Below are 15,399 nucleotides of genomic sequence, written 5' to 3'. Positions count from 1 at the left end.
CCAAAAATCAACCCCCACGGGAGGAACCGTTCATGGACAAGCTGTATTTGGTTATTCCCTGCTATAACGAAGAAGAAGTGCTCGCCGAGACCGCCGGGCGGCTGCGCGAGAAAATGCGCTCGCTGATTAACCGGCAGCTCATCTCACCGGGCAGCCGGATCGTGTTCGTCAACGACGGCTCCGGGGACCGGACCTGGCCGATGATCGAGGAGCTGAACGCCGCCGATCCGCTGTTCGCGGGCGTCAACCTGGCACGCAACCGCGGGCACCAGAACGCGCTGCTCGCCGGCTTGATGGCGGTCAAAGAACACGCCGACGCGACGATCTCGCTCGACGCCGATCTCCAGGACGATATCGGCGCGATCGACGAGTTCGTGGAGAAGTACCGCGAAGGCTTCGATATCGTATACGGCGTGCGCCGCGCGCGGGAGAAAGATACGTTTTTCAAAAAAACGACGGCCCAAGGCTTCTATAAACTGATGCGCCTCATGGGCGCGGAACTGGTCTACAACCACGCGGATTACCGGCTGATGAGCCGCCGCGCACTGGACGGACTTGCCGAATTCGGCGAAACCAATCTGTTTCTGCGCGGCATCGTGCCGCTGATCGGCTACCCTTCGTCGGTGGTGACGTACGAGCGCAATGAGCGGTTCGCGGGCGAATCCAAATATCCGCTCAAGAAAATGATCGCTTTCGCGCTTGAAGGCATCACTTCGTTCAGCATCAAGCCCATCCGCATGATTACTTCGCTCGGCTTTATCCTGTTCGCGGTCAGCTTAATCATGCTGGTTTATTTCTTGTCGATCCACTTCGGCGGCCGCACCGTGCCCGGCTGGACCACGATCGCGATCTCCGTCTGGGCGATCGGCGGCCTGCAGCTGCTTGCGATCGGCGTAATCGGCGAGTATATCGGCAAGACGTATATGGAGGCAAAAGAACGGCCCAAGTTTATCGTGGAGCGGGCAATCGGCATCGCGGCGGAAGCCCGGCCAGAATCCGGCTCGGTGCGCAAGATCTAACGATACCGAGCCGGAAAAATTGCGGCATCGACATTCGCAGCAAAAAAGCCGGGAAGACGACTCAACGTCTTTCCGGCTCAAATTGTCGAGAAACGATTTGATGTAAATAGCTGCGTATATACCCTTATTCCGGCTTAATTTTACGTTTTCGAGAAAATAACTGCGCTGATACATTTATTTCGAGCTTTTTCGCTTCGATTCGGCCTTTGGCACCCGAATAATTGCACCTGCGTCGCTATTTGAAGAAACCGAAGCGTTTCGCCCCAAATAAGTGTGCCTGCGCCGCTATTTTCCGTTTGGAACACTCCCCGGCTTTCTCGATACCCTGACCGAAAAAACGGATTAGCGTCTTTTCGGCTTTTCGATTTGCGCGGCCACCTGCGCGTATCTCGCCCCGGGGATCGCCCGGCGCAGCAGGCTCCAATCGCAGCCGCCTCGCTTCAGAACCCGGATCACCGCATCCGCGCGCTGTTCAAGTCCGCGGTTCAGGCAGGTCGCCAGTTGAATCTCAAGCGGCACGACCGGCAGCGCAAGTCCCGCAAACGGATGCGTTTTCTTATATGCCCAGATGGAAGGTCCGTTTTCCCAGATTCCTTCGGAGCCGCCGGATTCATCCTCTTCGGGCGGCTCGATATGCGCGATTTCGATCTTCGCTCCGTGGCTCCGTCCCCGGGCGAATGTCCATCGGATGCCCGCCGCGTCTTCAAAAAACCGCACGCCTTCGTCCGTATCCGGATTCAATACACGAAGCGCGCGGCGGACATCGGCCGCTTCGCGCATCAGCAGGTCCACATCGTTCGGCACGATCTCGCAGCCCTGGATCCAGGTACTGACGGAGCCGACGAACAGATACGGAAGCCCGGAAGTTTGCAGCGCGCCCGCCGCGCTCAATACCGCCGCTTCGATTGCTCGAAGATGCCGCTCCCGCTTTGTTTCTTCTCCCATCTCTTTGCGCTCCTCCTAAACCTTTTTCACCGGACGCAGCACCGCATACCCGTACCCTTCCGGGAAATGCCGCTGGTAGTTCTGCACGCCGGGCGCGTCGTTCCAGTCGTACCCGAGCCGCGCGGGATCGAAGTTCCACGCCGTTTGCTCGACGGTCTGCTGCACTTCGCCGTTTTCTTGCAGATAGTCGTACGGCGGATGGAAAAAGACCAGATATTCAGACTCCGGCACCTCGCGTCGCTCCATCCCTTCCGGCACTTCCGCGCTGCAGCCGGCCGGCGCCGGAATTCCGTAGAAATAACCGCTCGGACCTTTCCTTTCGCCCTGCCTGCCCGCCGCGTCTTGACCGTCCGCTTCCGCCTCGCCCGCATGCAGCCAGCCTGCCGTATGTCCCAGCTGGCCTTCCAGCTTTTCGTGCGACAGGCTTTCGATCGTGCCGCTTACCTCGTCGCAGTCGTGCCCGCGCTCCCAGAAGTTCCCGTAATCCGTCGCCTCTTCGTCCCAGATGCCGATAAACCGATGCGCCGGAATATGCTCCACCTTGATCTCCGCCCGCCGGTTCTCCGCTTGTTCCATCCGATTCCGCTCCTTCATCAAATAGTGATAAGGGGAAAATACCTCCGCGCGAACGGTCAGCCGGATCGGGCGCGGGCTGCGGCGATAGTCCTGCGGCGTGATGCCGAACTCGCGCCGAAACGCCCGCGTCATCGCTTCGTGCGACGAGAATCCGTACTTCACCGCGATATCCAGCACCCGAGCGTCGCAGTCCCGCAGCTCCAGCGCCGCCAGGCTGATCCGCCGCAGACGGATATAATCCCGCAGCGTCGTGCCGGTCAGACGATGAAAATGCCGCGTGCAGTAGTACGGCGAGTAGCCGAGCTGCGCCGACATATTCGCAAGCGAAGACGGCTCCTCGATATGGCGCTCGATCCAGTCGATCATCTCCTGCACTCTTTCGTTCCAATCGTACATGACGCTCTCCCCTTTCGCTTTTTATGTTACCGATGCGACGAACTTCCCGTTTGATCCGGCTTGCACACTTTTTCATTCTGCCGCTCAGCGGGTACTGTAGAGTTTGGAACAGACGAGTGAAAAGGAGGATCGCCATGTTCGGATTGTCCGATTTGGTCTCGCTGGTCGTTTCGGCGTTTATTATTCTGCCTGTCGTGGTCTTCCTGCGCGAATGCGGCTATCTGCTGGGCAGCTTCGTGTTCGGCGTGCGCAATCCGCGCATTACGCTCGGCTCCGGCCCGCGGCTGTTCAAGCTCGGCATCGTGGACGTGCGACGTTACTATCATCTGTACAGCTGGTTCTCGCACGACGAGATCAAGCGCGAAAGCCGACTCGCTTACGTTTGTTTGTATGCCGGGCCGATTCTGGTGAATCTGGCGCTGGCTTTTGCGATCAATATGCTGCTGGCCGACGGGACGATCCAGTGGCAGCGCACATTCTGGGACCGGCTTGTATTCTATGCGTTCTACTATGCGCTGTTCGATATCGTACCCATGAAGACGACCAACGGCAAGCCCAATAACGGCATGATCATCTACGAGATGCTTCGCTACGGCCGGCGCACGGACTATAATCACGAGCCGTTCCTGCCGTCGACGAGCGAGAGCGAGGAGCGTTATCTCGAAGAAATGGAAGCTTACCGGAAAAACGCAGAGCAGAACCCGATTCTTCAGCGAAAAAGAGAGCGGAAAGCGCGGCAAATAAGGAGATTGAAGCACGTACGCCAACAAAGCAAAAGAACCGGACAAAGATATCTCTTTAAAGATAAGAAAGATCGATAAAAAACGGAATGCGCAGTTACGCTCATTCCGTTTTGCAAATTAAAATACAACAAAGATTATATTAGAGTGTCTATTCATTCATTTCACCAAGTATCTTTAGGCGCAGAGAGCAGATGATATTTCCAGTTCGGAACAAATCCTATGGTTTTCCAATTGATGTCCTGCTCGAATTTAGTTGTTTTTGTTTCTAAATCCTTTACCCAATCATTCCAAAACGATCGATTTTGGACCAGATATTTTGCTGTAAAGATCAGCGAAAAGACTTTTAAAGGATCCAAGTTCAGATTTTGAGCATCTTGCGATAACTTGATAGAAGAAGACAAAGAGGCCGCGTAAATTCTCGATCCATGCGCGCATTTGTTTCTTAATTCCGTCATACTGCGAAGCCAGCTCTCCAGCAAATAAACTTTTTTCAATTTAAACATTCGTGAAATTTCTTTTTGATGATCTTCTTTGAAAACCGAATAGAACTTAGACAGCAAAGAAAAATTCACGCCCTCAATAGCTACCCAGATCGGAATTTCTCCGCCGTAACGACTGCGATAATGTTCAATAAAACCCGGCACCTTGCTCCGGTTCAGTTCAGTTCAGTTCAGTTTCCCATTCTTGTAAAACAAGATCGAATTTCAAGCGTTTTCGAGGATTAAAGTTAAGATGATCTTTATAGCAAAGCGGGTCCGCCGGGTATTTCATAGCGATAAAGTGAGATAAAAGCGCTCTTGTCTGTACTTCTATGTATTCGCATAATCGAAGTAAATGACCTCGAAGTTCCGAATCAAAATCATATAAATTTACAATTTGTTCGAATCGGGTGCCTATTTTATACGTAGATTGTTTAGTCTTGAACGGCAGAAGATATCCGCTGAGCCTGTAATAACTGATCCGTTCTAAAACTTCTTTGGCGTAAACGGGGTCGGACACGATCAAGTCTCGCGATTTAAGCAGTTCAATCTGCTTGTCGATCGATAGTGCAGGCTTCAAAGAAGGCTTGGCATTATTCATCAAAGACACTCCCGAATAATAAAAATGTCCCACCCTTTTTTGCTTCGAACCAAGAATCTGATTCGCTAGGCCGGGTGGGAACTGTTGCTATTATTTTAGCATATTATAAACGAATTTTCAATTCATTCCTTCTACTCTTCACAGCTCTAAATCCAGCACCGCCACGCTTACCGAATTCGCCGGCAGGTTCAATATCGCGGCGCGGCCCGCTTCGCTTCTTTCCAGCTTAAAACGGCTTTCGGCAGGCACGATGATCTCGGCGTTTTTCTTGTTCACGTTGGGCACGTTCAGCAGCGCGGCGTCGCCGGTCAGCGTAATCAGCTTTGCTTCGCCCGCAGCGTTCAGCCCGTCGAAGTTCAGCCGGGTCCGCTTGTCCACGCCGTCCGCGTTGACCAGCTTGACGTAGACCCGTTCGTCGTCCGCCGTCACCGAATGGAACACATCGCGGTTATATGCTTCCAGCTTGTAATTCAGCACTTTGCTGCTCCGGCCGCTTGCGGCGTCGGTATACGAGCAGACCAGGCTGCGCCCGTCCGCGCCGCCGTAGTCGACGGTGACGAGATATTCGCGGCCGTCTTCGAGCGGTTCATAGTTCGCCGCCCGCAGATTGCCGGCCGCCGTGCTGGACGAATAATCCCCTAGCGTATAGCCTTCCGTGCCATGCTTGTGCACTTTGACGCCGGTGGCGGAACCGCCGTATCCCACCGCGTATTCCAGCACGTCTTTGCTTGCCGGCGAGATGTCGGTCAGACCGACGCCGATATAGAAGCCGTCTTCGCCCGAAGCTTTGGAAGCAACCGCTTCGACCCGGTAATCGTTCCAATCGTCGTTTAACAGGTACAGCCCGTTCAGACCGCCGCTTTGCGCCCGAAGTACCAGGCCGCGGCCGGCTTGCAGCGTATAACCGGCGGAGCCGGGGATCGCCTGCCAGCGCGAATCGAGGTCCGAAGCGGCTTCCGGCGCCGTAAAGTCGCAGTCCAGCAGCACGGCGCCGTCCGCATTGGAAATCACTTTGACGCCGCGCACCGTAACTTCCGCACGGCCCGCCGCAATCTCGATCCCTCCGCGCGGCGCCAGTTCCATCGGCCGGCCGCCGCGGTACGTCGAGAACGAGGTGGGCAGCACGCGTTTGCCTATGTACTTCGCATACATCCGCTGCACGTAATAGTTCGGCGTGTACCACACGCTTTCGTCGTCGAACCAGATGCAGTCCGGCGTCCAGCGGTACGTGCCGTCGGTCAGCACTTTGTTGAACAGCGGCGCGTAGGCGGCCAGGCGCACCACGTCGGCGTTGCGTTCGAAGCCGGTCATCGCCGCCGCTTCCGCCACCGCGCCCGCCAGCGTATTTTTATCCGTGGATGCGTATTCGCCGACAAACACCTTCGACGTTTCGCGCCGGTTCAGGCTGCCGTCTTCGTTTCGCGCGCGGTAGTAGTAGTTGTAGCGGTCCGCGTTTTGCAGCAGGTAGTCGTTCGACCGGTAGTAATGCTCGTCCGCGATCGTATCCATATAGTCGGGCTGGTCGGCGTACCAGGTCACGTGTTCCGAAACGATCTTGTTTCCGTCCGCAAACTCCACGTCCGCCGAACCTTCCAGATTCCCGCTCAGGAACTTCCAGCCCTGCTGATACGCGTCGTCGTCCGCCTGCGCGCCCACCGTCGAGATGATGTGCAGTTCGCGCTTCGGATAATGTTCCCGCATGTAGGCGTCGATCCGCGCTTTGAACACTTCGAAATTGGCGAAGAATTCGGTGCCCCAGTTCTCGTTGCCCACGCCCAGATAGCGCAGGTCGAACGGGGCTTCATGGCCCATTTTCCGGCGCATGGCGGCCCATTCGTTATGTTCGAAATCCATGCCGACCGCGAAGTCGATCAGGTCCGTGAAATTCTTGATGTAGAAGTCGCGCAGTTCGCCGCCGGCCGGATGGGCGTAGTCGGAACGCGCCTGGCACAGCACGCCGCACGCCATGACCGGGAGCGGAACCGCGTTCAGGTCTTCGGCCAGCTGAAAATACTCCATATACCCGAGGCCCATCGTCATCATATAGCCCCAGACGTTGAAGTTTTCTTTGCGCAGTTCGATCGTATCGACGGAGTCTTTCCAGTCGTATACGTTGTCCCAGATAAACGATCCTTCGGAAATGCAGCCGCCCGGAAAACGCAGAAACTTCGGATGCAGCCCGGCCAGCGCTTCCACCAGATCGCGGCGCAGCCGGTAGTTGGGATTGCCGAGGTAGTTGGCGCGCGCCGAAGGCGAGCCGTCTTCTTCGCCCGCGCCCCAGACGTCCCGGGGAACCAGCGACACCAGCTCGATCGAGATCTCGCCTTCGAAAGTCAGCGCGAGCTGGCCGAGAACGTCGCGGCTGCCGGTCAGCACAAGCGACGACAAAACGGAACCGTCCGCCGGATACGGGACGCCGTACTTTTTCCATACGCCGCCGCTTTCGACTTCCAGCGTGACCACGTCGCTCGCCGCTTCGCCGTCCGGGTCCTGAAGCTGGAGCGTGATATAGCCGGTCTGCTCCGCTTTGGCCCAGACGGTAAAATCGTACTGCGCGCCAGGACGGATATTCATCGCGCAGCCGCCGTTGGTATCGTTGAAGCCGCGGTTGTAGATCGTCGCGCCGTCCGCCACCGTGACGTAATAACCGTTCACGTCGGGATCGGAGCTGCCGAGAAACCGTCCCAGCGTCCCGGAGCTTTGCGGCGTCATCTTGTCGAGATCGCCGAACCAGTGCAGGAGCGGCTCGCGGTTGCGGCCCGTCGAGCAGCCGCAGGCGCCGGATTCGTGCGAATACGTATCGAACACAAACGACTCGAACGAGCGGTTCTGCACCATCTCCGCATAAATCCCGCCGTCGGCGGCGTTGTTGATATCTTCGTAAAAAAGACCGTACATCACTTCGCTGACTTCCGCTCCTCCGTCTTCGTCCCCGCTGCGCCCGCCGCCGTGCACGGTGACGGTATAAGGCGGCAGCTCGGGAGGCAGGACGGTGACGGCGAAGTTTTTCTCCGTTTCGGCGGTTCCGGCCTTGAGCGCCGCGGTCAGAACGGCGGATTGCGGAGAGCGGGCCGCCGATGGATCGGAAGAATCGGTCCGGCTGTCCGCATGGAAAGAACCCGCAGAAGCTTCGTCTTTGGACACGGAGGAATATGCGGCGCGCTGCGGCCATACCCCGCCTTCATGCGAAACGGCCGCCGGATTGCTCGACGTCCAGCTTACCGATACTTTGCCGCCCATCAGGGAAGACGGCAGAGCGATATCGCTTGTGAGAATATGAGCCGGAAACGACAGGTATTTGTTCGCGGCCAGCCGCACGATCTCTTCGTCCGTCAGCGAGTCGCACATGATCTCGATTACGTCGTCGGCCGAAAGGCCGGCGGCGTACACGCGGAAATCGGAGAAGGAGCCGGCAAAGTCGTCGTCGGCCGCATACTGCGAGCGGCCGATATAATTGCGCGCGTAATTGTCCGGATCGCCGAACGTGTCGAACCATCGGCGAAGCTGGGCGTAATGGCCGCTCGACGTCTGGCTGATCGAGCCGTCGGCCGCCGGTTCGCCGTTGACGTATACGACCGGGCCGGCGCTGCTCAGCGTGCCGCCCTGCGTGCCCGCGACGCTGATTGCGATATGCATCCATTCGCCGCGCGCAAAGCCCCGGCCCGGATCGACGATCAGGTCGCCGCCGGCCGACAGCGTGCCGCGCAGATTGCGCGTCAGGAACAGATACGGTCCGCTCTCGCCGCGGCCGAAGTCGAAGATGCGCTCCCAGACGCCCGTTCCGGTATCCAAACGCACCCAGGCGGCGACCGTGATCCCCGTGTGATCGCTTACATCGCGCAGCAGACCGGACGGAAGTTCGAGATACGATGTGCCGCTGCGCCCGCCCGGCAGGGTAACGGCGGAACGTCCGGCAAGCTGCGAAACGGAAGGCGGCACCGTACCCGCGGCCTGTGCGTTATGTCCCCGGCCGGAGCCGTCCCTGCCGACTGCGGCGGGATCTTCGAATGTATAGCGGGCAAGCAGGCGATCTTGGAAAGGAATCATAAAGGGGCTCCTATCGTTAATAGATTTCGAAGTTAATTTAATATAAATATTAATAAATAACTAAATTAGAATTTATGTTTATAGTAACTTGTTGTACGTACAAGTTCAAGCCAGGTTTTTCCTGCCCCGATAAAATAGGCATACGCGCAGCATTAACAGGAAGACATGCGCCGGGCGGCGCCTTTCTTCCTGTTTGCAAATTCACGCGTCTTTCGAAACTTCGTCGCTCCAAGCAGACCGGGGCCGGCTTTTAGGCAATCCAGAAGCGGCCGCCGGCGGATTGAGGCTGCGCGGCGCTTTACTTCAACTGTTCAAGCACTTTCAGCACGGCTTGGACGTCGGCCAGTTCCGCTTTGTTTTGATCCAGCTCTTTTTGCACGTTTGCGATAGCCGCTTCAAATCCGTTGCGGTCTTCCGGATCGTGGGCCTTGCTTCCTTCCCTCATCGCCCGCAGCTTCTCGATCCCCGCTTCGCGATTGCCGATCCCGTATTCCAGATCCTTGATTTTCTTTTTCTGCGCATTGATCTGCCCTTCGATCGTGTTCGGCGCATCCGACAGGCTGATCTTCCCGTCCGCCAGCGTATAGCGGAGACCGGCCATTTGTTCCAGCGATTTGACCGGCACGTAAGCCCGGCCCTGCACGGTGACGGCTTCGGTCAACGACTTCCCGTGGCGCTCCACCGCGAGCGTTCCCGTCACTTTTTGCCCGATCAGCCCCGACGATGCGGCCGCCGCCGTTCCCCCGAACAGCAGCGCAGCGATTGTGAAGCCGGCGATAAACTTTTTCATGTTCAAAATCCTCCGTCGTATGTATAACGATTTTTTTATGCTCACTCTCTTATATGGACGTTCTAGTATGGTAAAAGTTTCTTCCCCCGATCATGTTTTCCGTATCAGCCGGCGGGGTTATCGGCGCGATAATAAAATTTAATGCGTTTGGCGCGCTTTGAAGTGACTTTGTTCATGACGCCTCGCTTGCGCAGCTGGTAGTCTTGAGACATTTCATTTACAGGTAAATATTTTCTTGTGCAAATTTTCACTTCTGCGCTTTACAGCGGGAATTTCTTGCTTGTTTATTTCAAACTATTAAGGGACGGAGCTGAAAAATATGGGCAAAGCAACGGGATTTCTGGAGTATGCGCGAGTAACGCCGACGGAATGCGGCGCGCTGGAGCGCACTTTGCACTGGAATGAGTTTACGGAAAAAATGGACGCGGAGCGGCTGCGGGAGCAGGCGGCGCGATGTATGGACTGCGGCACGCCTTACTGCCACGCCGGACGGATGCTGTCGGGCATGGCGGCGGGCTGTCCGCTGAACAATCTGATTCCCGAATGGAACGACCTGGTGTACCGGGGAGACTGGGAGAACGCGCTGAAGCGGCTGCATAAACGCAGCAGCTTTCCCGAGTTCACCGGCCGCGTTTGCCCCGCTCCGTGCGAAGGATCGTGCACGGGCGGCCTGATCGGCAGTCCGGTCACGATCAAGTCGCTGGAGAAAGCGATCGTCGACCGCGGCTTCGAAGAAGGCTGGATCCGGCCGGAACCGCCGCTTGTACGCACCGGCTTCAAAGTTGCCGTTGTCGGTTCCGGCCCGGCCGGCCTTGCCTGCGCCGCGCAGCTTAACAAAGCCGGCCATACCGTGACCGTGTATGAAAAAGCCGACCGCATCGGCGGGCTGCTGATGTACGGCATCCCGAATATGAAGCTGGACAAACGCACCGTCCAGCGCCGCGTCGATCTGCTGGCGGCCGAAGGCGTGACGTTCGTGACCGGCACGGAGATCGGCGCGGATCTTCCGGCCTGGAAGCTGCGCGCGCATCACGACGCGCTGGTGCTGTGCGGCGGCGCGACCGCCGCGAGAGAGCTGACTATCGAAGGCCGCGAACTGGACGGGGTGTATCAGGCGATGGAGTTTCTGACGGCGAATACGAAGAAGGTGCTGGATGAGCGCGAAGCGAAGCGCGGCGTAAGCAGAGCGGATGAAGGCGCGGCGGCGCGGGCTCGCGCCGCCGTGGTAAGCGCGCTGGGCGAAGCGGAAGGAAGCGGAATTGCGGCGCGGAATGCCGCGGAACACGGGAGCAGCCGCGGAGTAGAGGCCGCCCCGGCGGCTCCCGCGGCCGCGGGAACCGCTAGCCTGGCGCGAGACGCTGCCGGAAGCGTGGGTTCGGCCGCGCGGCGCTCGAGCGCGGCGGCATCTCGCGGCCTCTCTGCCGCAGGCCGCGACGTGGTCGTAATCGGCGGCGGAGATACCGGCACCGACTGCGTGGCGACGGCGCTGCGGCAGGGCTGCCGCAGCGTCGTGCAGCTTGAGATCATGCCGGAGCCGCCGCGGGTCCGGCAGGCCGACAACCCGTGGCCCGAGTACCCGCGGGTCAAGAAAACGGACTACGGCCAACGGGAAGCCGAGGCGGTCTTCGGCCGCGATCCGCGCCGCTACGTCACGTCGGCCAAGCGCTTCGCCGGCGAAGACAACGGCCGCGTCTGCGGCGTGCACACGGTCCGGGTGGACTGGCTTCCCGGACCGGACGGCCGGCTGATGCCGTTTGAAATTCCCGGCAGCGAGGAAGTGTTCCCGGCGCAGCTGGTGCTGCTGGCGCTGGGCTTTACCGGGCCGGAGCAGGCGCTGCTGCGGCAGCTTGAATTGGAGAGCGACGAGCGCTCCAATGTGCGGACCGGCGGACACGGCCGGTCCTGGGCGGGCCGCGGCGAAGCGGCGGCGCGGGATGCCGCGCGGGCGGGCGCGGCGGAGGCCGGCCGCGCGAATGCGGCGCGGCCCGATTCGGCCCGGACGACGCAGGCGTCCGGGGGGCTTGCAGCCGCCGTGGCGGAGCGCCCGGCGGGAGGCGCGCCGGCCGGCCAACCGGCGGCGTTCCGCTACGCCGCCAGCGCCGAAGGCGTGTTCGCGGCGGGCGATATGCGCCGCGGGCAAAGCCTGGTCGCGTGGGCCATCCGCGAAGGCCGCGAGGCGGCGCAAGAAGTCGACCGCTACCTGACGGGCGGATCGGGACTGTATTGAAAAACGGGAAAAAGCCGCTTTAACGGCGGCTTTTTCCCGTTTTTTTGTCTCTATAGCCTTCGGCCCTCCAAGATCGCAGGCCGAACCCGGTACTTTGTCCCGGATGAATATAAGATAAGGTTACGTTTGGCCGAAACGCCCCCCCCATTTGAAGGGTGACAAAGTACTTGTACCATGACCGCTTAAGAGGTTAGGTTACGCTCCTCGAAAACCCGCTTGAACCGTGCATGTTTCCGATGAACGCAAACCTTAGATTTGATGCGGTCAAAGTACTGGTACCATGACCGCTTAAGAGGTTAGGTTACGTTCATCGAAAACCCGCTTGAACCGTGCGTGTTTCCGATGAACGCAAACCTTAGATTTGATGCGGTCAAAGTACTGGTTCGCAGAAAATAAGCACGTCTGTACACTTATTTTCTGCGAAATCGGCTTTTTCCACCAAATAAGTGCGTGTATACATTTATTCCGTCGCTCCGGTATGCCAAACCCGCATTTGAGAAGAAATAGTTGTACGTGTGCCTTTATTTTCACATTTAGCCTGCTGTTTGCCGAAATAGCTGCACCTGTGCCCTTATTTAAGGATTTCTCGACGCGAAAAAGCCGCCGACCGGATGACCGGCCGACGGCTTTACGCCTACTCGCAAATCTCTGTCTTTTTCAAATATCCGTCTTGCGAATGCGTTTATCCGAATCCTGAAGTTGATAGGCGATCATTCTTGCCCCGAAGCGCCGACTTTCGTTTTAAACCTTTTTAAACCGTTTTAAACTCCACCGTACCCAGCTGCAGTCCCGGTTTCGTAAACTCGACTTCGAGTTTGTACGTGCCTTGTTCCAGCTCGATCGTAGCCAGGCGCTGCTTGAGCCAGCGGCCCTGGGTGCCGTTCATCTGCACGGTCGTCATGATGCGTCCGTTCAGCAGCAGGTTGCAGGCGCTCTGCGCAAGTTCCGGCTCCGGCGACATCACGTTGACGGCGACGCGGTACACGCCCGGCTGCCCGACTTTGAGATAGACCGGCGAATCGGCGGAAGGCTGGATTTCGCCCTGTCCGGCCAGCGCCTGCGCGCTGTCCAAAGGCGTTACGCTTTCGGCCGCAAACTTCTCGATCTGCTCCTCGGTCGTCCGCTCGCGGGAGAATACCGGCGCGTTCATGATGAATTTGCAGATATTCGCCGCGCTGCGCTGGAGCTCTCCGCGCGTTACCGTTCCGTTTTCCAGGGATTCGATCGTGTTGTCGCCCCAGATATTCGTTTCGGCGCCGTAGTTCATCACGACCATGTACAGATCGTTTTGCGCGCGGACCATGAAGTTCGTTTTCGTCCGATCCGCTTCGCCGCCGTTCGCCGAATCGTTCATGATCGCCCACCAGTCGGTCATGACGATGCCGTCGAAGCCCCACTCGCCGCGCAGAATCGTCGTGTTCAGATCGTAGTTCGACGCCGCCCAGTGGCCGTTGATCGGGTTGTACGACGTCATGATGCTGTTCGCGCCGCCTTCGCGCACTGCGATCTCGAAACCTTTGAGGTAAATTTCGCGCAGCGCGCGTTCGGACACGACCGCATTGACCTTGCTGCGGTACTGCTCCTGGTTGTTGCAGGCAAAGTGCTTGAGCGTCGCGTTCGAACCGCCCTGCATAATGCCGCGCACGCACGCCGCCGCGAATTCTCCCGATACGATCGGGTCTTCCGAAAAGTACTCGAAGTTCCGCCCGTTCAGCGGGCTGCGGCGGATGTTAAGGCCCGGTCCGAGCAGCGCGTCCACATTGTTCAGCAGCAGCTCCTGTCCTTCCAGCACGTACAATTCTTCCACGAGCGCCGTGTCCCACGTCGCCGCGAGCAGCGTGCCGATCGACACCTGCGTCGCCTGCTGGCCGCTGTCCATCCGGATACCCGACGGGCCGTCCGCCGTGCACGCCACCGGAATGCCGTAGCCGAGCAGCGCGTCGCTGACCCCGCCGAACGCGGAAGCCGTGCCCGGCGTCGCCAGCGGACTGCTCATGCCTTCGCCGCGCACCAGCGTCGCCAGTTCGTCGTCGCTAAGCTGCGCCACGAAATCGTCCATGCCGGCTTTGCCGTCTTTGACGTCCCGCAGCTTAATCCCCTTGTCGCCCGTCTGCGCAAAGCTCTGCGGCAAACGGTCCTGGATGCGCTGCGCCATATCGACTTTGCGCGTCGGCGCGTCTTCGCTCGTCAGCTCGTACGAACCGTCTTCGCGGCGTCCGCCCGGCTTGATGCGCATAAAGTCTTCCACCGGCGCCATCGCTTCTTCGAACTGCTGCACCACGCGCAGCTCGCTCACGATATAACCTTCGGCTCCGTCCACCTGCACCTCGGCGGTCCGCTTGACGCTCGTTCCGACATGCAGCAGGTACGTGCCTTCTTCGAGCACATACGCATGCGCATGGCCGGTCGCGCCCGCGTCGTCGTAGGAAGCCAGCTTATCGACCGGGAAGCTCAGCACGATGCGCTCCGATTGTCCCGGTTGGAGCGATTTCGTTTTGCCGAACGCGACCAGTTTCTTCACCGGCTGGCCCAGTTTGCCCTGCGGCGCTTCGATATAGGCCTGCACGACTTCTTTGCCTTCGAAAGTATTGCCGGTATTGGTCACGTTCACGCCGAGCTCGATCCATTCCGCTCCGTCTTTTTGCACGGTTTTCGCGTCTTCCGTCACTTGATCGAATGTCGTGTACGACAGGCCGAAGCCGAATTCGTACTGGACTTTTTCCGGGTGAAACGTTTCGAAATACCGATATCCGACGTAAACGTCTTCCTCGTACACGCTTTTGAACTCGTTGCCGTAGTTGCTCGTGGACGGATAATCTTCGATCGAGTACGCGATGGTATCGGTCAGCTTGCCGCTTGGCGTAACAGCGCCGGAAAGCACGTCCGCGATCGCGTTGCCGCCTTCCATCCCGCCGTGCCAGGCGTAGATCACAGCCGCGATCGGGTGCTTATGGCCGGCGTCCGCAACCCAGCTCATATCCACGATATTCGATACGTTCAGCACGACGATCGTCTGCTCGAAACGGTTCGTCACCTGCGTCAGCATATCCAGCTCTTCCGGCGTCAGGCGGTAGCTGCCCGGCGCGTCGGCGTTGTCCTGGTCTTCCCCGGCGGTCCGGCCGACGACCACGATCGCTTTGGACGACTTGGCGCGCGCTTCGGCGACCAGCTCGTCCGTCAAAGGCATTTCTTTCTGGTGCCACGGTTCGGCCGCCCAGCCGCCTCCGCCGTTGTCGAACGGGTTTTCTTCGATCCACTTCGTATAGACCGATGCCAGTTCCTCGTTGACTTCAATCGACGATTGGCTCCGCAGGCCGTCCAGCAGATTGCTCGTATGCGAAACGTGCACGCTGCCGCCCGATCCCGTACCGCTGCGGTAGTAGTTAAGCTGCACGCGTCCAAACACGGCGACATTCTCGTCTGCCTGGACCGGCAGCGCCCGTCCTTCGTTTTGCAGCAGTACCGCGCCCTGAGCGGCCACCGTTCTGCTGAATTCCGCGAATCCCTTCAAAGGTCCTCCAACGTTTGTTTTGCTCAAATCTTTCCCTCCCGGTTCTCTTCTGATTCCTTGATCGA

The 15,399-nt window shown here is 58.6% G+C and carries 10 protein-coding genes; 3 read left to right on the top strand and 7 right to left on the bottom strand.

Annotation, left to right across the window (positions count from 1 at the left end; genetic code table 11):
- Window positions 1-32 precede the first annotated feature (32 nt).
- Window positions 33-1,019, top strand: a complete 987-nt coding sequence (locus tag QWJ34_RS17325) for a glycosyltransferase family 2 protein (RefSeq protein ID WP_302729757.1) — start codon at window positions 33-35, stop codon at window positions 1,017-1,019.
- 342 nt (window positions 1,020-1,361) lie between these two features.
- On the opposite strand, the gene QWJ34_RS17320 is transcribed toward QWJ34_RS17325, so the two are convergent.
- Together QWJ34_RS17320 and QWJ34_RS17315 are read right to left on the bottom strand one after the other, a co-directional pair.
- Window positions 1,362-1,964 (bottom strand): nucleotidyltransferase family protein, encoded by a 603-nt coding sequence (locus tag QWJ34_RS17320; RefSeq protein ID WP_302729756.1) that lies wholly within the window; start codon window positions 1,962-1,964, stop codon window positions 1,362-1,364.
- A 15-nt stretch (window positions 1,965-1,979) separates the two neighbouring features.
- Window positions 1,980-2,936: a helix-turn-helix domain-containing protein gene (locus tag QWJ34_RS17315; RefSeq protein ID WP_302729754.1), complete on the bottom strand. Its 957-nt coding sequence runs from the start codon at window positions 2,934-2,936 to the stop codon at window positions 1,980-1,982.
- Between the two features lie 134 nt (window positions 2,937-3,070).
- On the opposite strand from QWJ34_RS17315, the gene QWJ34_RS17310 reads away from it, so the two are divergent.
- Window positions 3,071-3,757: a hypothetical protein gene (locus QWJ34_RS17310; protein ID WP_302729752.1), complete on the top strand. Its 687-nt coding sequence runs from the start codon at window positions 3,071-3,073 to the stop codon at window positions 3,755-3,757.
- Window positions 3,758-3,840: 83 nt separating this feature from the next.
- Here the strand turns inward: QWJ34_RS17310 and QWJ34_RS17305 are convergent, their stop codons facing one another.
- From QWJ34_RS17305 to QWJ34_RS17290, 4 genes are all read right to left on the bottom strand, one after another.
- Window positions 3,841-4,338, bottom strand: coding sequence for an Abi family protein (locus tag QWJ34_RS17305; RefSeq protein ID WP_368046816.1), 498 nt, complete (start codon window positions 4,336-4,338; stop codon window positions 3,841-3,843).
- Window position 4,339: 1 nt separating this feature from the next.
- Window positions 4,340-4,759: an Abi family protein gene (locus QWJ34_RS17300; protein WP_302729750.1), complete on the bottom strand. Its 420-nt coding sequence runs from the start codon at window positions 4,757-4,759 to the stop codon at window positions 4,340-4,342.
- Window positions 4,760-4,897: 138 nt separating this feature from the next.
- Window positions 4,898-8,806 (bottom strand): alpha-L-arabinofuranosidase C-terminal domain-containing protein, encoded by a 3,909-nt coding sequence (locus QWJ34_RS17295; RefSeq protein ID WP_302729748.1) that lies wholly within the window; start codon window positions 8,804-8,806, stop codon window positions 4,898-4,900.
- Window positions 8,807-9,104: 298 nt separating this feature from the next.
- The gene (locus QWJ34_RS17290) at window positions 9,105-9,596 is read right to left on the bottom strand and encodes a hypothetical protein (RefSeq protein WP_302729746.1); all 492 of its coding nucleotides are present in this window, start codon (window positions 9,594-9,596) and stop codon (window positions 9,105-9,107) included.
- Window positions 9,597-9,915: 319 nt separating this feature from the next.
- Here QWJ34_RS17290 and QWJ34_RS17285 point away from each other — a divergent pair, with 319 nt between their 5' ends.
- The gene (locus QWJ34_RS17285; RefSeq protein ID WP_302729745.1) at window positions 9,916-11,823 is read left to right on the top strand and encodes a glutamate synthase subunit beta; all 1,908 of its coding nucleotides are present in this window, start codon (window positions 9,916-9,918) and stop codon (window positions 11,821-11,823) included.
- A 751-nt stretch (window positions 11,824-12,574) separates the two neighbouring features.
- Here the strand turns inward: QWJ34_RS17285 and QWJ34_RS17280 are convergent.
- Entirely contained in the window at window positions 12,575-15,361 is a 2,787-nt protein-coding gene (locus QWJ34_RS17280) for a glycoside hydrolase family 3 protein (protein ID WP_302729744.1), read from the bottom strand.
- Window positions 15,362-15,399: the final 38 nt, after the last annotated feature.

Source organism: Saccharibacillus sp. CPCC 101409 (assembly GCF_030518235.1).
In the GTDB taxonomy this organism is placed as follows: Bacteria; Bacillota; Bacilli; order Paenibacillales; family Paenibacillaceae; genus Saccharibacillus.
The sequence above is the reverse complement of the archived record's forward strand: the minus strand, read 5'-3'. Positions and strand labels throughout refer to the sequence as shown.